Here is a 22,101-nt window from a genome sequence, read left to right on the forward strand (position 1 = left end):
AGTTGCACAGACAACCAGGATGTTGGCTTAGAAGCAGCCACCATTTAAAGAGTGCGTAATAGCTCACTGGTCGAGTGACTCTGCGCCGAAAATGTAACGGGGCTAAACACACCACCGAAGCTATGGCTTGATATGAATGTATCAGGGGTAGGGGAGCGTTGTGTATGCGTTGAAGGTGTACCGTAAGGAGCGCTGGAGAGTACACAAGTGAGAATGCCGGTATGAGTAACGAAAAGATCAGTGAGAATCTGATCCGCCGAAAGCCTAAGGGTTCCTGAGGAAGGTTCGTCCGCTCAGGGTAAGTCGGGACCTAAGGCGAGGCCGAAAGGCGTAGTCGAAGGACAACAGGTGGAAATTCCTGTACCACCGTAAACCGTTATGAGCGATGGGGTGACGCAGTAGGGTAGTGACGCGGACTGATGGATGTCCGTCCAAGCAGTGAGGCTGGTGTGTAGGTAAATCCGCACACTTTAAGGCTGGGCTGTGATGGGGAGTGAAAATTACAGTAGCGAAGGTCATGATCTCACACTGCCAAGAAAAGCCTCTAGCCAGGTGAAGGTGCCCGTACCGTAAACCGACACAGGTAGGCGAGAAGAGAATTCTAAGGCGCGCGGAAGAACTCTCGTTAAGGAACTCGGCAAAATGACCCCGTAACTTCGGGAGAAGGGGTGCCTCGGTAGGGTGAATAGCCCGAGGGGGCCGCAGTGAAAAGGCCCAAGCGACTGTTTAGCAAAAACACAGGTCTGTGCGAAGCCGCAAGGCGAAGTATACGGGCTGACGCCTGCCCGGTGCTGGAAGGTTAAGGGGAGCGGTTAGGGTAGTCCCGAAGCTGTGAACCGAAGCCCCAGTAAACGGCGGCCGTAACTATAACGGTCCTAAGGTAGCGAAATTCCTTGTCAGGTAAATTCTGACCCGCACGAATGGCGTAACGACTTGGGCGCTGTCTCAACGAGAGATCCGGTGAAATTTTAATACCTGTGAAGATGCAGGTTACCCGCGACAAGACGGAAAGACCCCATGGAGCTTTACTGCAGCTTGATATTGGACTTTGATACGATTTGTACAGGATAGGTGGGAGCCTAAGAAGCCGGAGCGCCAGCTTCGGTGGAGGCGACGTTGGGATACCACCCTGATCGTATCGGAGTTCTAACCTGGTACCGTGAACCGGTGCGGGGACAGTGTCAGGTGGGCAGTTTGACTGGGGCGGTCGCCTCCTAAAGAGTAACGGAGGCGCCCCAAGGTTCCCTCAGAATGGTTGGAAATCATTCGAAGAGTGCAAAGGCAAAAGGGAGCTTGACTGCGAGACTGACAAGTCGAGCAGGGACGAAAGTCGGGCTTAGTGATCCGGTGGTACCGCATGGAAGGGCCATCGCTCAACGGATAAAAGCTACCCTGGGGATAACAGGCTTATCTCCCCCAAGAGTCCACATCGACGGGGAGGTTTGGCACCTCGATGTCGGCTCATCGCATCCTGGGGCTGAAGTAGGTCCCAAGGGTTGGGCTGTTCGCCCATTAAAGCGGTACGCGAGCTGGGTTCAGAACGTCGTGAGACAGTTCGGTCCCTATCTGTCGTGGGCGTAGGAAATTTGAGAGGAGCTGTCCTTAGTACGAGAGGACCGGGATGGACGCACCGCTGGTGCACCAGTTGTTCCGCCAGGAGCACAGCTGGGTAGCTAAGTGCGGAAGGGATAAGCGCTGAAAGCATCTAAGCGTGAAGCCCCCCTCAAGATGAGATTTCCCGAGTTAGTAAGACCCCTTGAAGACGACGAGGTAGATAGGCTGGGGGTGGAAGTGCAGCAATGCATGGAGCTGACCAGTACTAATCGGTCGAGGGCTTATCCTAAAATGACCCCACAAAGTGAAGAAGAGGCTTCGAGGCTGATTCCGAATACTTTGCGGGGACCCTGAGAAGATCTAAATCACAATTTCGTTTCGTATCCAGTTTTCAGGTGATCAAACATCTGAACAATTGTGGGTGGATATCAAGGTTTGATATTTTCTCGCAGGCTGTTTTTGAAGGTGGGTTATTTTCCTTGATGAATTTCAGGGAGCGATAGCGACCGGAAAAAACCTGTTTGGTGGCGATAGCGGAGGGGTTCCACACGTACCCATCCCGAACACGACCGTTAAGCCCTCCAGCGCCGATGGTACTTGGACCGCAGGGTCCTGGGAGAGTAGGACGCCGCCAAGCACATCTCTATGAGATGATACATTACATATATATCAAGGCCCGTTGGTCAAGCGGTTAAGACACCTCCCTTTCACGGAGGTAACAGGGGTTCGATTCCCCTACGGGTCACCATTTATTCTGTGGAACCGTGGTGTAGAGGCCTAACATGCCTGCCTGTCACGCAGGAGATCGCGGGTTCGAATCCCGTCGGTTCCGCCATATTTACAATTTAACAATATGGCAGTACAATGTTTTACATGCGGTCGTGGCGGAATTGGCAGACGCGCACGGTTCAGGTCCGTGTGGGCTAACCCCCGTGGAGGTTCGAGTCCTCTCGACCGCATCCTATTTTCACATCGGGATGTAGCTCAGCTTGGTAGAGCACCTGGTTTGGGACCAGGGGGTCGCATGTTCAAATCGTGTCATCCCGACCATTATATTTTGCGGGTGTAGTTCAATGGTAGAACTCCAGCCTTCCAAGCTGGTAGCGTGGGTTCGATTCCCATCACCCGCTTAACCGAAAGCTCTTGCATAGGCAAGGGCTTTTTTTTGCATTCTAAAAGTCATATCCCCATGAAGTTGAATGTTAACTTTTCATGGTAATGATTTCTTGATCATAAACGGTCGTAAATAATCATAAAATGACTATTTACACTTCGTGAAAACGCTGTTATAATCATAAATGAGCAAAGGTAATCACAAACAATCATGAAATTGCTCATAACTGCCCGTTATAAAGGGGTGATGTAAACCGTGTTCGAAGAAGAAAGAAAGCAAAGTGTTATCCAGTACTTACAGAGACACCAGCGAGCGTCGGTTCAGGAGCTTAGTGAAGCATTTGAAGTGTCTGAATCAACGATCAGACGTGATCTTAAGGAGCTGGAAGAAGCTAAGCAGCTTAAGCGTACCCATGGAGGTGCAGTTTCGCTGCAAAGCGCCAACTTTGAGCCGAACATGATCGAGAAGGAAGACTTTTTTCGCGAAGAGAAAGAGAGAATTGCCAGACTTGCTGCCGAGCTTATTCAAGAAGGTGACACGATTCTATTGGATTCTGGAACAACGACGTTGCATCTGGCTCGAGAGCTTCGTAAATTAAACCAAATTAGAGTGATCACGAATTCACTAATTGTTCTGAATGAATTAAGGGATTGTCGAAATATTGAAGTTTCGCTTACGGGCGGGTTGTTGCGGCAGGAGACTTTAGCATTTGTCGGTCCGATGACAGAAACGTCCTTGGATATGGTTAGAGTAGACAAAGCCTTTATTGCAACCAATGGCATTGACTTAAGAAACGGGATAACCACTCCGAATATGATTGAAGCCGCTACCAAGCGCAAAATGATCGAGATTGCCAAAGAGGTTATTCTGCTGACAGATCATAGCAAAATCGGGCAGATTGCCTATGCAAAATTCGCTGATTTGACAGCGCTTCATCAATGTATATTCGATGTTGGTGCTCCGGATGAATTTATTAAACAGCTAAGAAAATTAGGTGTGGCTGTAACCCTTGCGTAGATTGGAGTCAAAACTAATGAAGCATTCAGTTCTAACAATAACCCTTAACCCGGCTCTAGATAAGACGGTGAACCTCGATCAGTTTGAGGTTGGAGGATTGAACCGGGTATCTGAGCTTCGGATTGACCCGGGTGGTAAAGGAATTAATGTAGCTAAAGTACTCCGGCAATTTGGAGAATCGGTTATAACAACGGGATTTGTTGGTGGATATACGGGAGAACAGCTTCTGACATTTCTAGACTCATTGCAGATTAGACATGAATTTATTGAGGTTAGCGGCGAGACCCGAACCAATCTGAAAATCGTGGATAATACGAAAAAAATAACTACAGAGATTAATGAACGGGGACCGGAGATTTTATCTGGTGAAGCAGAGGTTTTTAAGCATCAGATTGGTTCCTTACTGGATGAGACAGCTGTGCTTGTGCTGGGAGGAAGCGTCTCACCTGGCATATCTCAGGACATTTATCAAGCTCTAATCGAAGCAGCTAAGCTAAAGGAAGTTAAGACGATCCTTGATGCTGACGGAGAGGCGCTAAAACATGGGCTAAAGGCTAAGCCTTATGCGATCAAGCCTAATATTCATGAGTTAGAACAGCTGCTAGGGAAGAAGCTCGATACAGAAGAGGAAATTATAAGTGCTGGAAATGAATTTATCCGGCAGGGTGTTAGCTGGGTCATCGTCTCCATGGGAGGGGAGGGTTCCCTATTCATCAGTCAAGATGAGGTCGTAAGAGCCCATCCTTTCCCGATTACACCAAAGAGTACAGTAGGCGCCGGTGATTCAATGGTAGCTGCGATATCAGCTTGCTTGCTGCATGGACGCAGCCTAGAGGAAACGGCAAGGTGGGCTACTGCTGCTGGGACTGTAACCGCTTCAATGCCCGGTACAGAAGTTTGCAGCTTGGAAGAGGTTGAGACTCATTTGGATCAGGTTCAAACATTTAAACGTGTGAACACCAACCATTAAAAGGGGAAGTCAATATGAAAAAATTACTCGCAGTTACCGCATGTCCAACAGGAATTGCCCATACGTATATGGCTGCAGAGTCTATAGAGAAAGCAGCAAAAGAAAAGAACATTCCGATAAAAGTAGAAACACGGGGGGCAGTGGGTGTTGAGAATGGTCTGACACCGGAAGAAATTGCAGAAGCCCATGCTATTATTATTGCAGCAGATACTGATGTGGATGAATCACGTTTCGCTGGCAAGCCAGTTGTGAAGGTACCGGTGGCTCAAGGTATTAAAATACCTGCTCAGCTCATTGAGCAAGCACTTGCGAAGGAAGCCTCTAGTGGGGCAGCTGCAGCAGCTCCAAAAGCACCAGAGAAAGAAGCTAGTACGGGAAGCAGCATTTATAAACACCTGATGAACGGTGTTTCCAACATGCTTCCGCTTGTAGTCGCTGGTGGATTGATTATTGCGATTTCCTTCCTGTTCGGTCTGAATCCTGTTGATGGATCGATTGGCGCAAAATTGCTTAGTATAGGTAAAGCAGCGATGGGGCTCATGGTTCCCATTCTCGCAGGATTTATCTCTTACTCTATTGCTGGCGGTAAGCTTGGCCTGGCTCCTGGTCTGGTTGGCGGTGTTCTTGCGAATGAAGTAGGCGGCGGCTTCCTAGGCGGTATTATTGCCGGTTTCCTTGCAGGCTACATCACGAAATGGCTCATTAAATATGTGAAATTGCCTAAAGTAATGGAGGGACTTCGTCCAGTACTGATCATTCCTTTGTTGTCAGTTCTTGCAGTTGGTCTTTTGATGGTCTTTGTGATTGGAAACCCTCTAAATTGGCTAATGATGACATTAACGGATTGGCTCAAAGATATGGGTGAAGCGAATGCGATTATCCTTGGCGCTGTACTTGGCGGGATGATGGCGATCGATATGGGTGGACCATTCAATAAAACAGCGTATACTTTTGCAGTAGGCTTACTCGGTGCAAGTGTGTATGAACCAATGGCTGCTGTCATGGCCGCAGGTATGACCCCGCCGCTTGGAATCTGGCTGGCTACAATGATTGCTAAGAACAAGTTCACGAAGGAAGAACGCGAAGCCGGTAAGGTCGCTTCTGTTCTAGGGTTGTCATTTATCACAGAAGGGGCAATACCTTTCGGAGCAGCTGACCCGCTGCGTATTATCCCAGCCTTCGTGATTGGATCGGCGGTTACTGGAGCACTGTCCATGATGTTTAATGTTACCCTGATGGCTCCGCATGGCGGCATATTCGTTCTATTAATCCCGAACGCTATTGGTCATATCCTCTGGTATGTGCTTGCCATTGCAATCGGAACTGTAGTGACTGGCCTGCTGGTTAGCTTCTTTAAACGTAACAAGACTGTATCTGCTTAAAAATTGAGATTAGAAAATGGAGATGGATAGAATGAACATTCACGACTTATTAACCAAAGAAACGATCTTTCTGCCGCTTGAAACGGGAACAAAAGAAGAAGTTATCCGAAGAATGGTTTCCGGTCTGACAACGGCCGGAGCTGTAACAGATGCTGAAAGCTATGTGCAGGCTGTACTTACTAGAGAGCAATCGAGCTCCACGGGAATCGGGTTTGGCGTTGCCATCCCTCACGGCAAATCAGCCGGGGTAGCGCGAGCAGGTCTGGCCTTTGCCCGGCTCTCTGCCCCAACAGATTGGGAGTCGCTCGACGACAGCCCCGTAAATATGGTGTTCATGATCGCTGTACCGGAGGCTAATGTAGGCAATGAGCATCTGCAGATTTTGGTCGCTCTCTCCAGAAAGCTGATCCATGAAGAATTCAGACAGAAGCTGCTAGGAGCACAAACTGCTGAAGAGGTAATTGAAATTCTCAAAAATATGTAATAGATAAAAATCTTGAACAAAAGCCGGACGCTTGCCGTCCGGCTTTTTTGTAATAGAGGATTGCTCTGGCTCCTTAATGAAAAAGCCCACAAAGCCAAATCGCTTTATGGGCTGATGCTGTGTTATTGAGTTTGGTTCTGACGAGAGATCATAAAGAGAGTCGTCCAGATCAGGATGAAGCCTAGACATTGTGCCAAAGTTACAACTTCTTGGAACACAGCCCAGTTGATAATGACACCCACCATAGGAAAACTCAGCTCTGCTAATGTGGCGATAGATGCCTTTGTATTGGAAAGACCTTTATAGTATAGAAGCAGGCTCAGCAATCCTGGAAGAGCAGCTTGAAAGATAATGTTGATGACTATAGCTGCGATCGGGCCGCCTTCAGAAGGAAAATGCCAAGCAGAGCCTTCAAAAGCTGTAATCACAAAGAGTAAGGGAAGGGCCAGAATAAATCGGAGTGAAGTTACGGTCCCATACTCCATTTTGCCGAGCATCAATCTGCCCATAACTGTAGAACCGCCCCAGAGTGCCGCCGCTCCCAGTGAAAGAAGACTGCCGATTTGAATGAACTCGTTCACATGGCCGAAAGGAATATTCCAGCCGAAGGTAAGCAGATAGGTTCCTATTAATGCGATTGGAAATAAGAAAGAAAAATGCTTAGGCAAGGATTCACGCAGAATCACTCGGGCCAGGATGATCGCGAACAAAGGTTGGAGCTTCTGCAGCAGTACAACTGCATTCGCGTTACCCGAAGCAAGGGCTTCGGTAAACAGAAGGGTGGCTAAGGCTGAACCTCCCCAGGACAAGAAGAGAAGCGCCCCGACATGCTGCCATTTAAGACCGCGAAGTTCACTTCGATGTACCCATAGAACTGGGGCAGCGAATAGGAACAACAGAATATGCTCGAGCAATACAATTTGAGATGAGGTCAAATAGTCGAGCAGTAATTTGCGGAAGAGAGGATCGACACCCCAGAGGGCAGCCCCTAGAACAACGAGCCAGAATCCGCTTTTGATACGTGCAGGACGGTAAGTTACAGCTTGATTAATGGTTTGCATATAGACTCCTTCTGTGGATCTTGAAGCGTAAAAAGCCCCTGATTGTCCGTGAATAGGCAAACAGGGGCTGATCAAATAAACCTGCGGTATTATCGGCCTAAAGGCAGAATTAAAACAGCAAGATTATCAATGACCTTCTTCCATCCGGACTTTACCGTCGGCCTCGGAATTACACCGAGTCAGTCCCCAATTTATATTCTAGATAAATTAGGGAGTCGCGGGCTTAAGCTCGTATAATGAGCCTCACCGCCGGTTAGGAATTTCACCTCACCCCGAAGATCCTAATATTTAGATTTTTTTATAACTTAAATTAAGTATACGAAAATTATAAGAGAACCACTGTCAAAAAAGTCATAGTCTCTTGTTAAAGATCTCGTTTGATCCAAGCAGCAAGTTCCCGTAAAGCCTCCTCATTACGGCGATAATAGGTCCACTGTCCGATCCGTTTAGCCTCCAGCAATCCGGCGCGCTGCAGCATGGCTAAATACTGTGAAGTTGTAGATTGTGAAAGCCCCGCCTTCTCTTGAATAGAACCTACACAAACACCACCGTTGAAATCTCCGGTATCACAGTGCTGAGCGTTAGTTGTGAAGTGTTTGTTAGGCTCCTTGAGCCATTTAAGCAACTGAAGCCTGGTCTCATTGGAAAGGGCCTTGAAAATTAATGTATAGTCCATAAATGTAATTATATCGAGCTTTTTGAATATGTCAATTTAAGTTTTGGATCAAGATCCAGTTCATGAGGAAAATGGTCCAGATGCGTTAGATGCCGAACATCATCATGATGACCATCATTCCTGCAGCAATCAATCTGTTGATTGTTATCGGGTTAACCTTGGCTCATAGTTGGATCGTTGCTTTATTCTTCATTCTTATGGCACCAGCCTCGATCTACTTGGTGAGAGTATTCAGAACTAAGATGTCTAACAACAACCGTGATGTCCGTAAGAACATCGAGAAGATGTCCGGTAAAATATCCGAAACTGTCGAAATGATTCCCGTTACCCGGGCACATGGCTTAGAGGATGTAGAAATACGCAAAGTGGATGCGGCGCTCCAAAATATAAGAGAACGGGGATATCGGCTGGATATCGTGGAGGCTTATTTCGGCTCAAGCAGCTGGGTTACGTTTCAGTTATTCCAGGTAGGCTTTCTGTTCTTTACAGCATTTTTGGCCCATCGCGGGTATATGGAAATTGGCGATATTGTAATGTATCAAGGCTTCTTCAATATGATTATCGGTTCGGTGACGTCGATATTAAATGTTTACCCCAACCTGGTTAAAGGCTTTGAATCTCTTCATTCCGTAACTGAGGTGCTGATGTCTCAGGAGACCGAAGAATATAAAGGACGAACTAAGCCGGAGCAAATGCAAGGGGAATTAATTTGAGAATGTTGGCTTTAGTTACAAAGAGGGAGACCGGCACGTGCTTGATGACTTCTCACTTCACGTTAAAGCTGGGGAGAAGGTGGCCTTTTTTGGGGAATCTGGATCAGGGAAATCTACCATTCTTAATCTGATTATAGGTTTTTATAAACCGCAGTCAGGCAAGATATGGATCGATGGAGTTCCTATGGATGAACTGAGCATGAAGCGCTATCGTCAATCCCTGGCGATTGTGCTCCAGAATAACATTTTATTCTCCGGTTCTATTCGTGAGAACATTACCTATGGCCTCCCGCATATCTCTGAGGAGCGTGTACAGCAAGCTGTATGGATGGCGAACCTGCAGGATGTTATTGATAGTCTTCCTGACGGCCTGGATACTCTAGTCGGAGAGCATGGAGGCAGGTTATCCGGGGGACAGCGTCAACGTATTGCGATTGCGCGGGCGGTGGTACGTGATCCGCAGATTATCATTCTGGATGAAGCCACCTCCGCTCTGGATAATTTGTCAGAACGACATGTTCAGCAAGCGATGGAGCAGCTCATGGAGGAACGAACTACATTCATTGTAGCCCACAGGCTGTCGACGGTTCGCAATGCGGATCGCATTGTAGTCATGAAGAAGGGAAGGATTGTAGAGTCAGGAACTTATGAAGAGCTTCTTGCCGTGCAGGGAGAATTTTATAAGCTAAAAAATCTGTAATACTGTAAAGAAAGCTGTGCCTCAAGAGGGTGCAGCTTTCTTTGTACCTATAAGGTAAGTCGTAGATTAGTCTGGCTTATATACATAGTCGGCATAGTAAGCGTAATAGCGCCGCCCATAGTTTGCTTAGTAACTGTGAGCTTAAGAGATTCTCCTCATTTATCCAGGTCAGCAGGAAATTGGTGGGTTTTCAGAAAATGAAACTTTGATTAAGTTTGTTTATTTTCATTATTGTGTAAAAATATATATATTTTTCGTGCAAACATATTGACATTTGTCTCAAAAAATTGTTAGATAGTTCGTGTGCGAAATATTAAAAACAATAACTAATTCGTAAAGGAAGGATCGTGACATGGAATCTCAGGATAAAATTCATATGCTCATCGACTCCTTTCGAGAGGTGAAGAAGGCCTCAAATCAGTTATTGTCCAGACAGGCTGAACAATTGGGGATAACAAGAATTCAATTTATGACTTTGACTGCTTTAATGAAGCAGCCCCATATCGGACTGACCGAGCTTGCTGATTCCCTGCGCATGGGTAACAGTACGATGAGCGGGATCATCAACCGTTTGGTAAAGGCAGGATTAGTGGAGCGCAAGCGTGTAGATACGGACCGCAGATCCGTAGCGCTTCAATTAACAGAAAAGGGGAAGGAGGTTGAGAAGCAAACATACCTGCTATATTCGGAGGCTTTGTCCGCACTGTCGGATATACCTGACGAGGACATTGATAATTTGATCGCCGTTCACAGGCAAATCATAAATAAATTAGAGAAAGAGAGAGAAGGAACCTTACATGAACACAAACCAGGCACAAGCGACGGCGCCGACCTTTAAGAAGGCTCCCATTGTTGTCGCTCTTCTGATTGGTGCTTTTGTCGCCATTCTGAATCAGACACTTATGAATGTAGCTTTACCTAAAATGATGGCAGATTTAAATGTTGAAACAACGACCATTCAATGGTTGACCACTGGCTTTATGCTGGTAAACGGCGTACTTATTCCGATTAGCGCATACTTAATGGAGCGTTTTACGACACGCAAGCTGTTTATCACAGCGATGATCCTATTCTCGATAGGTACGGTGATATGTGGTATAGGAAGCAGCTTCTCAATGGTGCTGGTAGGACGGCTGATTCAGGCTGCTGGCGCTGGCGTACTTATGCCGCTCATGACTGTTATCTTCCTGACGATCTTCCCGATTGAGAAGCGCGGACAGGCGATGGGGATGATGGGGATCGCGATGATCTTTGCCCCGGCGGTTGGTCCTACTTTGTCCGGATGGATTATTGAGCATCATTCCTGGCATCTGCTGTTCTGGCTGATTCTGCCTTTTGGTGTCCTCTCCGTATTGCTCGGTATTTTCTTCATGAAGAACGTGACGAAGGTATCGAACCCGAAGCTGGATGTCCTGTCTGTCATCTTATCGACACTTGGTTTCGGCGGTATTCTGTACGGCTTCAGTGAAGCCGGTAGCAGCAATGATGGTTGGAGTGGACCGGAAGTTATTATCAGTCTGGTTGTAGGTGTGGTTGCACTTGCCTTGTTCTTATGGCGTCAATTGGTTTCCGAGAAACCGATTCTTGAATTCCGTGTATTTAAGTACAACATGTTCTCATTGACTACAGTCGTGAATGTTGTTGTAACTATGGCTCTTTATGCAGCTATGATTCTCTTGCCTATTTATCTGCAAAATATTCGCGGCTTTACCCCGCTTAAATCGGGTCTGCTGCTGATGCCTGGCGCGATTCTCATGGGGATTATGTCTCCAATTACGGGGATTATCTTTGATAAGATCGGTGCGCGTTGGCTGGCTGTTATTGGTCTGGCAATTACAACGGTAACCACATGGGAATTCAGTAATTTGTCCGAGACAACTACTTATACGCATTTGATTCTGCTGTACACGGTTCGTATGTTCGGGATGTCCATGGTTATGATGCCTATCCAAACTGCGGGTCTGAATCAGCTGCCTGCCCGTCTGAACGCACACGGAACGGCCATGTCCAATACACTTCGGACGATCGCCGGGGCACTTGGTACGGCACTTCTTGTAACGATCATGACCAACCAAACCAAGGATCGGGTCAAGGAATTGATCGTTTCGCAAGGTGTCAATCCTCAGGATAAACTGGCGATGGCCCAAATCACCAAAGAAGCTACCATACATGGGATTGATTATGCCTTTGTTGTAGCAACTGGAATTACACTTCTTGCATTTATTCTTGCCTTCTTTATTCGCAGAGTAGCGATTAATAAAGAAGGTGCAGAAGCCCCGCTTGAAACAAAAACCGTTTCTGCTAAAGGTTAATATACATGACTAAAGAAGGGCCTGCATCTTATGCAGGCTCTTTCCTTATTTATACTGGACATACCAATCAAGGAATGCTCTTGATACGGCTTGACCGGCCAGTCCGTTCGGATGAGGGTCATCCTGGGAGCTCATGAAATTGGGCCTTACTCTGTGTTCGTTGGGCTTGGACACGGAGAGTACGGCAGCAAGATCAAATACACGATCAGCTCCAGGGATACCAGCCATGCGGATCGTCTGGTTCACCGTTTTGCGAGCTTGCTCTTTGTCATCAGTAAAGTTAAAGGGTGGAACTGTACATAGCGTGATTATGGCAGAGGGATTCACATTCTTAATCGCGGCAATGACCGAGGTTAAGTCTTGAATCAGTTCAGGTGCCTTTCTCTGACCAATATCCAGATCGTTGACTCCTAATGCAATGACAATCTCGTCCGCTTGCTTGGCCTTAAACAGCCAAGGGCCATCCCCTGCTGCATCGTAGGCTCTAGCCCAACCCGAGCCAAGATTCCATATTCCATAATCGGTGCCCAACTCATCTCCGATACGCGCAGCCCAATATTCATAGGCATCTACAGAGGTTCTGACTCCTTGGGTTATGGAATCTCCAAAGAATACAAGCTGCTTCGCAGTGTTCTTCTTATAACCGATGAAGCTTGGAAGCACCAGTTGGTTGTTGGAACGTTCAAATGAACAGGAGCTCGCCTGGTGTGCCAAACGGCCTGGTGCATCATAAGCGGTAGCAAGCATTTGCTCCACATTGAACGGGATAGATTTGCCGGGAGCCTTAGTGCTTATTGTCCAAGAAAGACATAGATAATGATTGTCGGGTATGAAAAGGCTGACTTCATCACTCCAAAATTTCTCACCAGGGGCTACATCTTTAGACACACTCCTTTTAAAGGTAACCGCAGCTTCGGAACCTATGGCGATCGATCCATCTGGCTGAAGTCCACCATCTGCCAAATAGGCAGCCTCAATTCTCCAGGAGCCGCCCGGTTCGCCTGCGCGTGCATCTTTACCGAGGTCCCAAGTTGAATCCACGGCATTGCTGTGCCAAAGTCTAAATTGCAAAGAGCCATATTCTCTTAGCCGAATGTAGGTCCGGTAGGTACGAGTGAAGGGCTGGTCAGCATTCGTAATAAAATTAGAAGCCGTCGAGAGCAGGGTGGCAGAGGCATACTTCGAATCTTTATGTAACGGAGAGTTCTCTAGTATGGCAGTACTCATGTAGATCCTCCTAATCGTAAGGGCTGGGGTCCAACCCGCTAGTTTAGCAGTATGGACCCTAGCTATGAGAATAAAAGGTAAGGAATATGATTCCGGTATCTGGTGTAAAGCAATTACAAATCAGCCTAATTCAACATGGACTTCATGGCGTTTGCCATCCAGAACGGGAGGGATGATATTGCTAGATAGCTCTCTGCCATCAAGTAGGATGTGCTTGATTCCCTTGGAGACATGGCTAGGGTTCGTTACCTTGATCACATAGGTATCTCCTCGGAAGCCGCGAGTAATTTCGAAGCCGTCCCAGGCGGAAGGAATACAAGGATCGACTTTGAGACCGTCGAAGTCTGGCTGAATTCCTAAAATCGCTTGGGTGATGGCCACATAGTTCCAGGCTGCTGTTCCAGTCAGCCAAGAGTTCTTGGCCTCCCCATGCCGGACTGCATCTTTACCGGCGATCATCTGAGCATAGACATAAGGCTCCATACGATGAAGCTCGCTGATCTCCTCCAGATAGGCTGGCGCGATCTTGGCATATAGCTCGAATGCACGGTCGCCGTGCCCAAGCACGGTCTCAGCAATCATAATCCACGGATTGTTGTGACAGAATATACCGGCATTTTCCTTATATCCCGGAGGATAAGAAGAGATCTCTCCTAGGTTGAGATAATACTCGGAATAAGGAGGCTGCTGCAGCATAATGCCATACTTGGTTTCCAGACGCTGCTCAGTCGATTCCAACGCTTTTGCTGCCTGGCCTTCTTCCACACCGATACCAGCCATAACGCAGATGCCTTGAGGCTCGATAAAGATTTGGCCTTCCTTATTATCCTTGCTGCCGATCTTCTCCCCGTAATGGTCATAAGCACGAAGGAACCAGTCGCCATCAAATCCGTGCTCAAGGGTAGTTCTTCGCATCGTTTCAATATGCTCTTCGGCTTTGGCGGCTTCCTCATTCAGGCCGCGATGGCGGCACAGCTCTACATAATCTGGTCCGACAAAGACGAATAATCCAGCGATAAAGACAGATTCGGCAACCCGTCCTTCAATGTTGGCCGTGGTCTGGAAGGATTCGCCCGGCTCTTTGGAGAAGCAGTTCAAGTTCAGGCAATCGTTCCAATCCGCACGTCCGATCAAAGGAAGCTGATGCGGACCCAGGTTGTTGATGACATGCTCGAAGGAGCGTTTTAAATGTTCAAACAGGCTTGCGCTGCGGTCCGGATTGCTATCAAAAGGTACGTCTTCATCTAAGATGCTGTAGTCACCTGTCTCCTTGATGTAAGCAGAGGTGCCAAGGATGAGCCACAGCGGATCATCGTTAAAGCCGGTGCCAACTTCATTATTTCCTTTCTTGGTCAGCGGCTGGTATTGGTGATAAGCACTGCCGTCTTCAAACTGTGTAGAGGCAATATCCAGTATCCGTTCTCTTGCCCGTTCGGGAATCTGATGCACAAAGCCCAGCAGGTCCTGGTTGGAATCACGGAAGCCCATGCCGCGTCCAATACCGGATTCGAAGTAAGATGCGGAGCGGGACATGTTGAACGTCACCATACATTGATAAGGGTTCCAGATATTTACCATCCGGTTCAGCTTATCATCACTGCTTTGAATTTGATACTTGGATAAGAGGCTGTCCCAATACGCTTTCAGTTCACCTAGAGCTGTACTTACATCTTCATCACTCTTAAAGCGTTCAATCATGGCGAGTGCTGGCTTCTTGTTAATTACGCCCGGTGACTCCCATTTGTCATTCTCATCCACCTCAACATATCCCAAGATGAAGATGAGAGACTGCTCTTCTCCTGGAGCTAAGGTCAGCTGAATGGAATGGGACCCGATTGGCGACCAGCCGCTGGCAACTGAACCTGTGGATTTGCCCGCAGAGACAGCCTGCGGCGCTTCCAAGCCTCGATAAGAGCCGACAAACGATTCGCGGTCTGTGTCATAGCCATCAATGCTGCGATTGACGGAGTAGAAGGCATAGTGATTTCTGCGTTCCCGGTATTCGGTTTTGTGATAGATCACCGAACCTTGAACTTCAACTTCACCTATGCTCAGATTGCGCTGGAAGTTGGTCATATCATCATAGGCATTCCACAGACAGAACTCTGCGAAGGAGAAGAGGGTAATGCTCTTATTATGGTCCGAAGTATTGCGCACGGTGAGCTGATGTACTTCTCCGTTGTATTTCAAAGGAACGAAAGCAAGCTGATTAACCGAAATTCCGTTGCGCTCCCCAGTTATAGAAGTGTAGCCCAGTCCATGTCGGCATTCATAAAAATCCAGATCGCGCTTAACCGGCATCCAGCCAGGAGTCCAGAAGTCTCCTTCATCATGAATGTAGTAATAACGCCCGTTGGAATCCAGCGGAATATTATTGTAACGATAGCGGGTTAAGCGGCGGAGCCGCGCATCTCTATAGAAGGAGTAACCACCGGCGGTATTGGATATAAGACCGAAGAATTGTTCGTTGCCAAGATAGTTGATCCATGGATATGGGGTCTGCGGCGTGTTAATTACGTATTCCTTGCGAGCGTCATCAAAGGTACCAAATTTCATGGTTATCATCCTTTTCAGTAAGGTGTGAACGCGCGTTTATTCTGTGCTGTAAGCATCCCCTGGGGGGATGCTCTAACAAATGTGCTGCAGCAGGAGCAGGTGAATATATGGATTACATGTTAGCAGGTCCGCAGGATTCGCGGACAATCAGTTTAGCTGGCAAGCTCCTGGTGCTGAAGGCAGGCTCTTCGGCCTCGCAGAGCTCGATGACTTTCTCTACCGCCGCTTTGGACATCTCGTAGATGGGGAGCTTTACCGTAGACAGCTTCGGGGCAATACCCGAGGCGACCGGAATATCGTCAAAGCCGATAAGCGACAGGTCCTGAGGAACGGAAAGGCCATATTCTGTCAACACTTCCATAGCTGTAATGGCCATGTCGTCATTGGCGGCAAACAGTGCGGTCGGCAGGTTCCCGGAGGCAAGCAGGTTCCGAATAGCTGCTGCGGCCTTTAGCTTGGAGAAGTCCCCTTGAAGAATATGCTCCGAACGGATCGGCAGCCCATGCTTAACTAACGTATCCGTATAGGCTGCATAGCGCTCACGCCCTGAGTAGGTATTCATACGGCCGCAGAGCATGCCGATCCTACGGTGACCCAGCTGAATCAAGTACTCCATGGCTTCCACCGTACCGTTATAGTCCATAGAATTGATGACAGACAACCGGCTTCGGTCCAGGTGTTCGGCGATAATCTCTGAAATATCATAGTCGACTAGAACAAGGGGGGCATCCAGCTCAACCAGCTCGCGAACGACATTGATATCTTTGCGGGTTCCTACGAGAATTCCGCCATCAATGCGCTTTTGCAGAAAGGCCTGCTTTACCTTGAGAAAATCATCCTTCGAATATACGGTATGAATCAGAACGTAGAATCCTAAGGCATTCGCCGTCTCCACAACAGCTTCCACAAAAGGGGCAAAGTAGCTGTTTTGATAAATGTGAGACGCATCGGTCTCCTCATCCCAACTAATCGCGAAGAGTCCGATCGTTTCGGTTCGCTTGCCTGCCAGCGCTCTTGCGAAGCTGTTGGGTTCATACTGGTACTGTTCAATGACTTTCAAGACTTTCTCTCTTGTGGCTTCAGGGACATTGGCATAATTGTTAATAACGCGGGATACGGTACTGCGTGATACTCCCGCAAGCTTAGCTATATCTTCGCTGCGCATATTTCCTCCTGTTGTAAACGCGCGTTTATATCCAGGATTGTAAACGATTACTTGATACAAATCAATAGAAAAAACCGGGGAGTTTTGTCCCCGGTTTAAGGCGAGTTACTTCGCTGTCAAATATTTCTCAATAAATTGAACGGCTTTCTCTTTGTTCTTAGGATCAATTCGAATCGCTGCAATCATGTCATCCCTGCCCAGAGGAAGATCCTTGAGAAGCGGACTTTGTGTAATGTCAATGCCATACACACGCGGCGCGGGATCATCTTCGCTCTTCGCCTTCATCCGCGCTGTCTCGGGTGCAAGATTGACAAGGTTCTCGTCTAGCGGCTCCAGAACGGTGCTTTGCCCCAGCCATGCGAATGTGGACTTGTCGAGAATATAAATGTCAGGGTTCTCGGTCATGACCTCTAGCTGTGCTTTCTGCCGCATAGCCATATCCATTTGCCCCATGCCTAATTCGTTCTCCGTTTCGGGGGGAAGATAGGTTAATTTGAGCGACAAGCGCTTCCAATCCGGAAAATTTTTAAGAAAAGCCTTCTCCAGATTCTCCACGCCATGCTCGTCGTCATTGGTTCCGAAATTACCGATCAGCATGATGGACAAGTCTACCGGGGGAAGCTTGGCAAGCCGGTTCTGTTCATCCCTATAATTCTTATACGTTACACCACCCGCTATGAGAACGCCTACAATAATAACGGATAAAATGACTCTAAACTTATACAAGCGAAAAAAATCGCTGACTTTCTCAGCAGGGCCCGCAAGACTTCCCCACTTGGCATATCGCTCCTGGTTCAGCTGCTCGATCACCTGCTGGTCTTCTTGGTCGACAATGGTACGGTAGGCCTTAATAACTTCGTCAAAGTCGCTATCTCCTGACTCTCCGGCACGCTTGCGGGAGCGATCCTGGCGAACTAGGAGATCAAACCGCTTCTCGACTTCTTCCCTTGTGGCTGTTTCGGTGAGACCAAGACGCTCATAAGCTTTCTTTAATTGTTCCATAACCGGATTCTCCTCTTTGTAAAAAAGTAATGCAATTCTATTATACGTGGTATAAGAGCATAAGGCTATTCATCATCTCACGCTTCCCCGTTGGAATAGAGTCTGATGATGGAGAGGGCTTGATCAACCACATGCTGTCTTAATTCTTCGGGACAAAGCACTTTAATATTGTCCGTATAACGGAGCAGCAGCTCGCCAGCCGACTCAAGCGTGTGAAATTCAGCTTCAGTTTCCAACCACCCGTTATCTAGAGGGATAGGGGGGACAAGCTGAACAAATTTTTCGCGGGTAAACCGGTCCCAATGCTCTTCTCGGATCTGAAGCCTGGCTTGATAGCGGGGGAGGGCGGCTTTAAATTGAGCTGTAGAGGCTTCCCAATAAGAAGCTAAATGAAAATCAGCGGGCCGTTCGAAGTGTTCAGATAGCGGCTCGGCACTGAGCATTCTGGACACGCGGAAAGTTCTGAGCTCTGCATCTTGAACAAGGGCTACAACATACCAGATTGTCCCTTTCGCGACCAGGCCTAGCGGGCAGATCGTACGCTCTTCGGTGTAATCTCCTTTGGGGTACCGAATCTTTAATGGCCGCTGGTCCCATACGGCTTCGTAGAGAGCTGTAAGCAGTGGTGCGGACTCATTCTTCGGAAACCAGCTGATGCCATCGATATGAATGCGTTCATGCAGAATTTCTGCATCCTTGCGGATCTCAACAGGTGATGCAGCAAGCAGCTTCTCTGCGGCGGCTTGGCTATCGGAGCGGCTGCCTAGGTCTTCCAGCAGGTGGGCTGCTCCTGACAGGGACAGCAGCAGGGTGGTAAGCTCTGCCGATTTCATCCCGGTAAGCCTGGTACGGTAGCCTTCGGCAAGGGTCCAGCCGCCATTGGAGCCGCGCAGTGCATATACGGGAATGCCTGAAGAGGCTAGCGCCTCTAGGTCGCGGACCACAGTTCGACTGGATACCTCCAGGCGTTCGGCCAGGTCGCGGACTGACATTTTCCCGTGATTTTGAAGCAAGAGCAGAATCGTAATGAGTCGGTCGGCTTTCATAGTCATCATCCTTCGGAAAGATAGAGTTACTTCAAATTTTACCCTAGTAATATGACAGTACTTGTCATCATTCATGAGATATATTATCGCTGAGTTCATTTTATTATGAAAGGAGTTTGTAAGATGAGGAATTCAAATTCATATCAACCATTGATTGGTCATGTTGCAGTAGTGGCCGGAGGAACACGCGGTGCAGGTAGAGGGATTGCCGTAGAGCTTGGAAGGGCGGGAGCCACAGTCTATGTAACGGGAAGAAGCACCCGTAAGGCCAATTCTCCCATGGGACGAAGCGAGACGATTGAGGAAACGGCAGAACTGGTAACCGCAGCGGGTGGAACAGGTATTTCGGTGAAAGTGGATCATACTGTAGAGTCTGAAGTAAAGGCACTGTTCGAACAAATTGAACTGGAGCAGAAGGGCAGACTGGATTTGCTTGTCAATGATATTTGGGGCGGAGACCCGCTTACGGTATGGGGAACGCCATTTTGGGAGCATTCCCTTGCAGATGGGCTAACAATTCAGAAGAATGCAGTGGTTTCCCATATGATCACGAGCTATTATGCTGCTCCTATTTTCATTCGTAGAGGAAAAGGACTTCTGATCGAAATTACGGACGGAATCGATTACCGGTATCGCGGGAATCTCTATTACAGCCTGGCTAAAGTATCGGCAATTCATTTGGCAAAGGCCATGTCTGAGGAGCTTAAGCCTTTTCAGGTTGCAGCTGTAGCCTTGACGCCAGGCTTTTTGAGGTCGGAAGCGATGCTTGATCATTTTGGCGTACAGGAACAGAATTGGAGGGACGCGGTGGCTAAGGAACCGCATTTTATCGCTTCGGAAACACCTGCTTATATAGGCAAAGCGGTAGCTGCTTTGGCGGCAGATCCGCAGATCATGTCCAAGACCGGGCAAGCTCTATCGAGCTGGGATTTATCTGACGAATATGGATTTGAGGATGCAGATGGAACTAAGCCTCATTGGGGAAACTATGCTAAGGAGCAAGGTCTATGATATTCCCTAAAGACAGCTTATAAAATGGATGAAGGTTTAAGCCCAGCCCCGAGTTGATCGGGGCTATTTGATTATAATAAAATGGCCGGAAATTAAGGAGACTGCGGTGAATGTTGACAAGTGGAGAGAAAGAGTTTACTATATCGGAAAACGAGGAAAATATTATGTTATTTTTGTTTTCCAAGAGAGAGGGTGATCCTAATGAGAGAACGAATTGTTGAGGCGGCGAGCAAAGAAATCAGAAGAAGAGGATTGCGGTTTACTATGGGGGAATTGGCAAAGCAGTTAGGAATAAGCACGAAAACGATATATAGTATTTTCCCATCCAAAGATGAGCTTATTCACGCGCTTCTTAATAAAGCAATTTCAGAACTCGTAGCTAAAGAGCAGGAGATCCTAAATCACCCAGAATACAGTACGGAAGATAAATTAAAAAAATGTCTCATCCTCGTTCCTGTAGACTTTCAGTTTATTAAGATGAGCCTAATTATCGAACTTCAGCGTTATTATCCAAAGCAGTGGCAGATGCTTGATCAATTTCTAAATCATCAATGGGACAGCATCATAGCTTTGTTCCGCGATGGCACCGAGCAGGGACTGTTCAGACCCTTTAACACCGCAATATTTATTGACTTATATGTCGGAGGATTTTATCGACTCATTGAGGAAACTTCAGACCGTCAAAACAGCGGCACTCTTCTTGAGAATCTACAGGATTTGACTGACATTCTTCTATCCGGGATTCTCTCGAAGAGCGGTTAGTTCTTGATTCAGATCATGAAGTAAGGGAGATTACAATTTTGAGCAGAGCGCTAAAAATGTTGTTTTTATTTACGGATATCGGATTTATTATTTATTGGATGGTTACTGCATTAAGCCTTATACCGAAACAGTATTTATACCAGGACTATACAGATAACATGTTAGTTACCTGGAACTGGTCGTTCTTTCCGCTTGATATTATGATTTCAATTACAGGGATATGTAGTCTTTATTTGCACAGACGAAACAATATGAAGTGGAGAGGTCTTGCCTTGATCTCACTCACCCTGACGTTATGCTCAGGACTGCAAGCAATAGCCTTCTGGATGATTAAGTCTGATTACGACCTTATGTGGTGGCTGCCCAATCTTTATCTCATGCTGTACCCCTTGTTCTTTATCCCAAAGCTGTTACAGACGCGAGAAACAGAGAATTCATGAAACGGTACAAGCACCACTCGGTATGTGAGGCCAAATTATTATAATTCCCTGATCCAGGTCATCATCCGGTTTACAGCTTTCTCAAACAGTGTATCAGCAAATATATGGCCCGATTGTGGATAGCTGTGGAGCCAAACCTGCTTGTTCAGCGACTTCAATACCCGGTACATAGTTCTACCCTGTTCAATGTCAACCTGAGTGTCCTGTTCTCCATGAATAACAAGCACTGGACAGTTCAGATCAGGCGCAAAGAGAGCTGGCGATCGGAATTGATACGCTTCAGGAACTTTGGACGGTGTTCCGCCGAGCACGCGCTTCAGCATCCGGCGCAGATCGACCCGCTGTTCATACGTTTGGGCTAGATCGGAGACCCCGCCCCATAGAATCAGTCGATGTACATCCTTCAGCTGGCTGGCAGCTTGTGCAGCGTTGATAGCTCCTCGGGAGAAGCCCATGATGGAAATCTCGGCAGGGTTTACAAAGACAAGCTGCTGAAGGAAGCGGTATGTACTTGCTACATCCTCAAGGTCAGCACCGCCAAATTCATCTCTGCCTTCGCCGCCTTCATTACCTCGATAGCAGGGGGCAAAGACGATATATCCATGTCTGCAAAAGGACTCCATCCACTTTGTTCTGACGCTGCCGAACTTTCCCATTCCACCACGGCAGTATATCAATACAGGATATTTATCATCAGGCGCTGGCTCGAATTGGATCCGGGTTGCAGAAGGGGCGTACGAGTCAGATAGTTTGGTCACATTTAGATTATAGACTTCATAATGATCATGCAGCGCCTTAGCGAGCGTGTCTTCAGAAGCAGACAGGTTGCCGGGCAATCCAAGATAGCCTACTACTCTATATGGACCAGAGGGGTAGGTAAGACGAAATAAGTTCATGCTGATAAATCCT

19 protein-coding genes, 5 tRNA genes, 2 rRNA genes and 1 riboswitch (1 of these 27 only partly in view) are annotated in these 22,101 nt (G+C 47.5%); of the genes, 18 read left to right on the top strand and 8 right to left on the bottom strand.

From position 1 onward, the window contains the following. The 11 genes from DCC85_RS08170 to DCC85_RS08220 all read left to right on the top strand — a co-directional run. A 23S ribosomal RNA gene (locus tag DCC85_RS08170) occupies positions 1-1,843 on the top strand; it begins 1,088 nt to the left of the window's first position. A gap of 231 nt (positions 1,844-2,074) precedes the next feature. Beyond that, positions 2,075-2,191: ribosomal RNA gene (gene rrf / locus DCC85_RS08175) — 5S ribosomal RNA — on the top strand. Positions 2,192-2,227: 36 nt separating this feature from the next. Further along, positions 2,228-2,302 (top strand) — tRNA-Glu (locus DCC85_RS08180). Between the two features lie 10 nt (positions 2,303-2,312). Continuing rightward, positions 2,313-2,389 (top strand) — tRNA-Asp (locus DCC85_RS08185). 40 nt (positions 2,390-2,429) lie between these two features. Then, a tRNA-Leu gene (locus DCC85_RS08190) sits at positions 2,430-2,513 on the top strand. 14 nt (positions 2,514-2,527) lie between these two features. Then, positions 2,528-2,604, top strand: a tRNA-Pro gene (locus tag DCC85_RS08195). 9 nt (positions 2,605-2,613) lie between these two features. Further along, a tRNA-Gly gene (locus tag DCC85_RS08200) sits at positions 2,614-2,684 on the top strand. A gap of 239 nt (positions 2,685-2,923) precedes the next feature. Continuing rightward, entirely contained in the window at positions 2,924-3,685 is a 762-nt protein-coding gene (locus tag DCC85_RS08205) for a DeoR/GlpR family DNA-binding transcription regulator (RefSeq protein ID WP_199909987.1), read from the top strand. A gap of 16 nt (positions 3,686-3,701) precedes the next feature. Continuing rightward, positions 3,702-4,655, top strand: coding sequence for a 1-phosphofructokinase (gene pfkB, locus DCC85_RS08210; RefSeq protein WP_108465135.1), 954 nt, complete (start codon positions 3,702-3,704; stop codon positions 4,653-4,655). Positions 4,656-4,669: 14 nt separating this feature from the next. Then, on the top strand, positions 4,670-6,037 hold the full coding sequence (locus DCC85_RS08215) for a PTS fructose transporter subunit IIC (RefSeq protein ID WP_108465136.1): 1,368 nt from the start codon (positions 4,670-4,672) through the stop codon (positions 6,035-6,037). Between the two features lie 31 nt (positions 6,038-6,068). Next, on the top strand, positions 6,069-6,521 hold the full coding sequence (locus DCC85_RS08220) for a PTS sugar transporter subunit IIA (RefSeq protein WP_108465137.1): 453 nt from the start codon (positions 6,069-6,071) through the stop codon (positions 6,519-6,521). A gap of 122 nt (positions 6,522-6,643) precedes the next feature. Here DCC85_RS08220 and DCC85_RS08225 read toward each other — a convergent pair whose 3' ends face one another. Both DCC85_RS08225 and DCC85_RS08230 read right to left on the bottom strand, forming a co-directional pair. Then, positions 6,644-7,582: a DMT family transporter gene (locus DCC85_RS08225; protein WP_108465138.1), complete on the bottom strand. Its 939-nt coding sequence runs from the start codon at positions 7,580-7,582 to the stop codon at positions 6,644-6,646. Between the two features lie 128 nt (positions 7,583-7,710). Beyond that, positions 7,711-7,866, bottom strand: a riboswitch (FMN riboswitch). An 80-nt stretch (positions 7,867-7,946) separates the two neighbouring features. After that, positions 7,947-8,258, bottom strand: a complete 312-nt coding sequence (locus DCC85_RS08230) for an ArsR/SmtB family transcription factor (protein ID WP_108465139.1) — start codon at positions 8,256-8,258, stop codon at positions 7,947-7,949. A gap of 89 nt (positions 8,259-8,347) precedes the next feature. On the opposite strand from DCC85_RS08230, the gene DCC85_RS23345 reads away from it, so the two are divergent. The 4 genes from DCC85_RS23345 (at position 8,348) to DCC85_RS08245 (ending at position 11,983) form a co-directional block, all read left to right on the top strand. Then, the gene (locus DCC85_RS23345; protein WP_234414383.1) at positions 8,348-8,971 is read left to right on the top strand and encodes an ABC transporter transmembrane domain-containing protein; all 624 of its coding nucleotides are present in this window, start codon (positions 8,348-8,350) and stop codon (positions 8,969-8,971) included. 37 nt (positions 8,972-9,008) lie between these two features. Beyond that, positions 9,009-9,671 (top strand): ABC transporter ATP-binding protein, encoded by a 663-nt coding sequence (locus tag DCC85_RS23350; RefSeq protein ID WP_234414384.1) that lies wholly within the window; start codon positions 9,009-9,011, stop codon positions 9,669-9,671. Between the two features lie 352 nt (positions 9,672-10,023). After that, positions 10,024-10,509 (top strand): MarR family winged helix-turn-helix transcriptional regulator, encoded by a 486-nt coding sequence (locus tag DCC85_RS08240; RefSeq protein WP_108465140.1) that lies wholly within the window; start codon positions 10,024-10,026, stop codon positions 10,507-10,509. Then, on the top strand, positions 10,469-11,983 hold the full coding sequence (locus DCC85_RS08245; protein WP_108465141.1) for a DHA2 family efflux MFS transporter permease subunit: 1,515 nt from the start codon (positions 10,469-10,471) through the stop codon (positions 11,981-11,983). Before DCC85_RS08240 ends, DCC85_RS08245 begins: the two co-directional genes overlap by 41 nt. A gap of 45 nt (positions 11,984-12,028) precedes the next feature. On the opposite strand, the gene DCC85_RS08250 is transcribed toward DCC85_RS08245, so the two are convergent. The 5 genes from DCC85_RS08250 to DCC85_RS08270 form a co-directional block, all read right to left on the bottom strand. After that, entirely contained in the window at positions 12,029-13,210 is a 1,182-nt protein-coding gene (locus DCC85_RS08250) for an SGNH/GDSL hydrolase family protein (protein WP_108465142.1), read from the bottom strand. 120 nt (positions 13,211-13,330) lie between these two features. Then, positions 13,331-15,766: a glycoside hydrolase family 94 protein gene (locus tag DCC85_RS08255; protein WP_108465143.1), complete on the bottom strand. Its 2,436-nt coding sequence runs from the start codon at positions 15,764-15,766 to the stop codon at positions 13,331-13,333. A 112-nt stretch (positions 15,767-15,878) separates the two neighbouring features. Beyond that, positions 15,879-16,931: a LacI family DNA-binding transcriptional regulator gene (locus tag DCC85_RS08260; protein ID WP_108465144.1), complete on the bottom strand. Its 1,053-nt coding sequence runs from the start codon at positions 16,929-16,931 to the stop codon at positions 15,879-15,881. A 105-nt stretch (positions 16,932-17,036) separates the two neighbouring features. Then, positions 17,037-17,933, bottom strand: a complete 897-nt coding sequence (locus DCC85_RS08265) for a molecular chaperone DnaJ (RefSeq protein WP_108465145.1) — start codon at positions 17,931-17,933, stop codon at positions 17,037-17,039. 77 nt (positions 17,934-18,010) lie between these two features. Then, the gene (locus tag DCC85_RS08270; protein WP_108465146.1) at positions 18,011-18,979 is read right to left on the bottom strand and encodes a helix-turn-helix transcriptional regulator; all 969 of its coding nucleotides are present in this window, start codon (positions 18,977-18,979) and stop codon (positions 18,011-18,013) included. 123 nt (positions 18,980-19,102) lie between these two features. On the opposite strand from DCC85_RS08270, the gene DCC85_RS08275 reads away from it, so the two are divergent. The 3 genes from DCC85_RS08275 (at position 19,103) to DCC85_RS08285 (ending at position 21,192) form a co-directional block, all read left to right on the top strand. Next, positions 19,103-19,990: an SDR family oxidoreductase gene (locus tag DCC85_RS08275; RefSeq protein WP_108465147.1), complete on the top strand. Its 888-nt coding sequence runs from the start codon at positions 19,103-19,105 to the stop codon at positions 19,988-19,990. Positions 19,991-20,191: 201 nt separating this feature from the next. Beyond that, positions 20,192-20,752 (top strand): TetR/AcrR family transcriptional regulator, encoded by a 561-nt coding sequence (locus tag DCC85_RS08280; protein WP_108465148.1) that lies wholly within the window; start codon positions 20,192-20,194, stop codon positions 20,750-20,752. A gap of 38 nt (positions 20,753-20,790) precedes the next feature. Next, the gene (locus tag DCC85_RS08285; RefSeq protein ID WP_108465149.1) at positions 20,791-21,192 is read left to right on the top strand and encodes a YvaD family protein; all 402 of its coding nucleotides are present in this window, start codon (positions 20,791-20,793) and stop codon (positions 21,190-21,192) included. Between the two features lie 38 nt (positions 21,193-21,230). On the opposite strand, the gene DCC85_RS08290 is transcribed toward DCC85_RS08285, so the two are convergent. Then, positions 21,231-22,088 (bottom strand): alpha/beta hydrolase family protein, encoded by an 858-nt coding sequence (locus tag DCC85_RS08290; protein ID WP_108465150.1) that lies wholly within the window; start codon positions 22,086-22,088, stop codon positions 21,231-21,233. Between the last annotated feature and the right edge of the window lie 13 nt (positions 22,089-22,101).

Origin of the sequence: Paenibacillus sp. CAA11 (genome assembly GCF_003060825.1) — a bacterium.
GTDB lineage: Bacteria > Bacillota > Bacilli > Paenibacillales > Paenibacillaceae > Fontibacillus.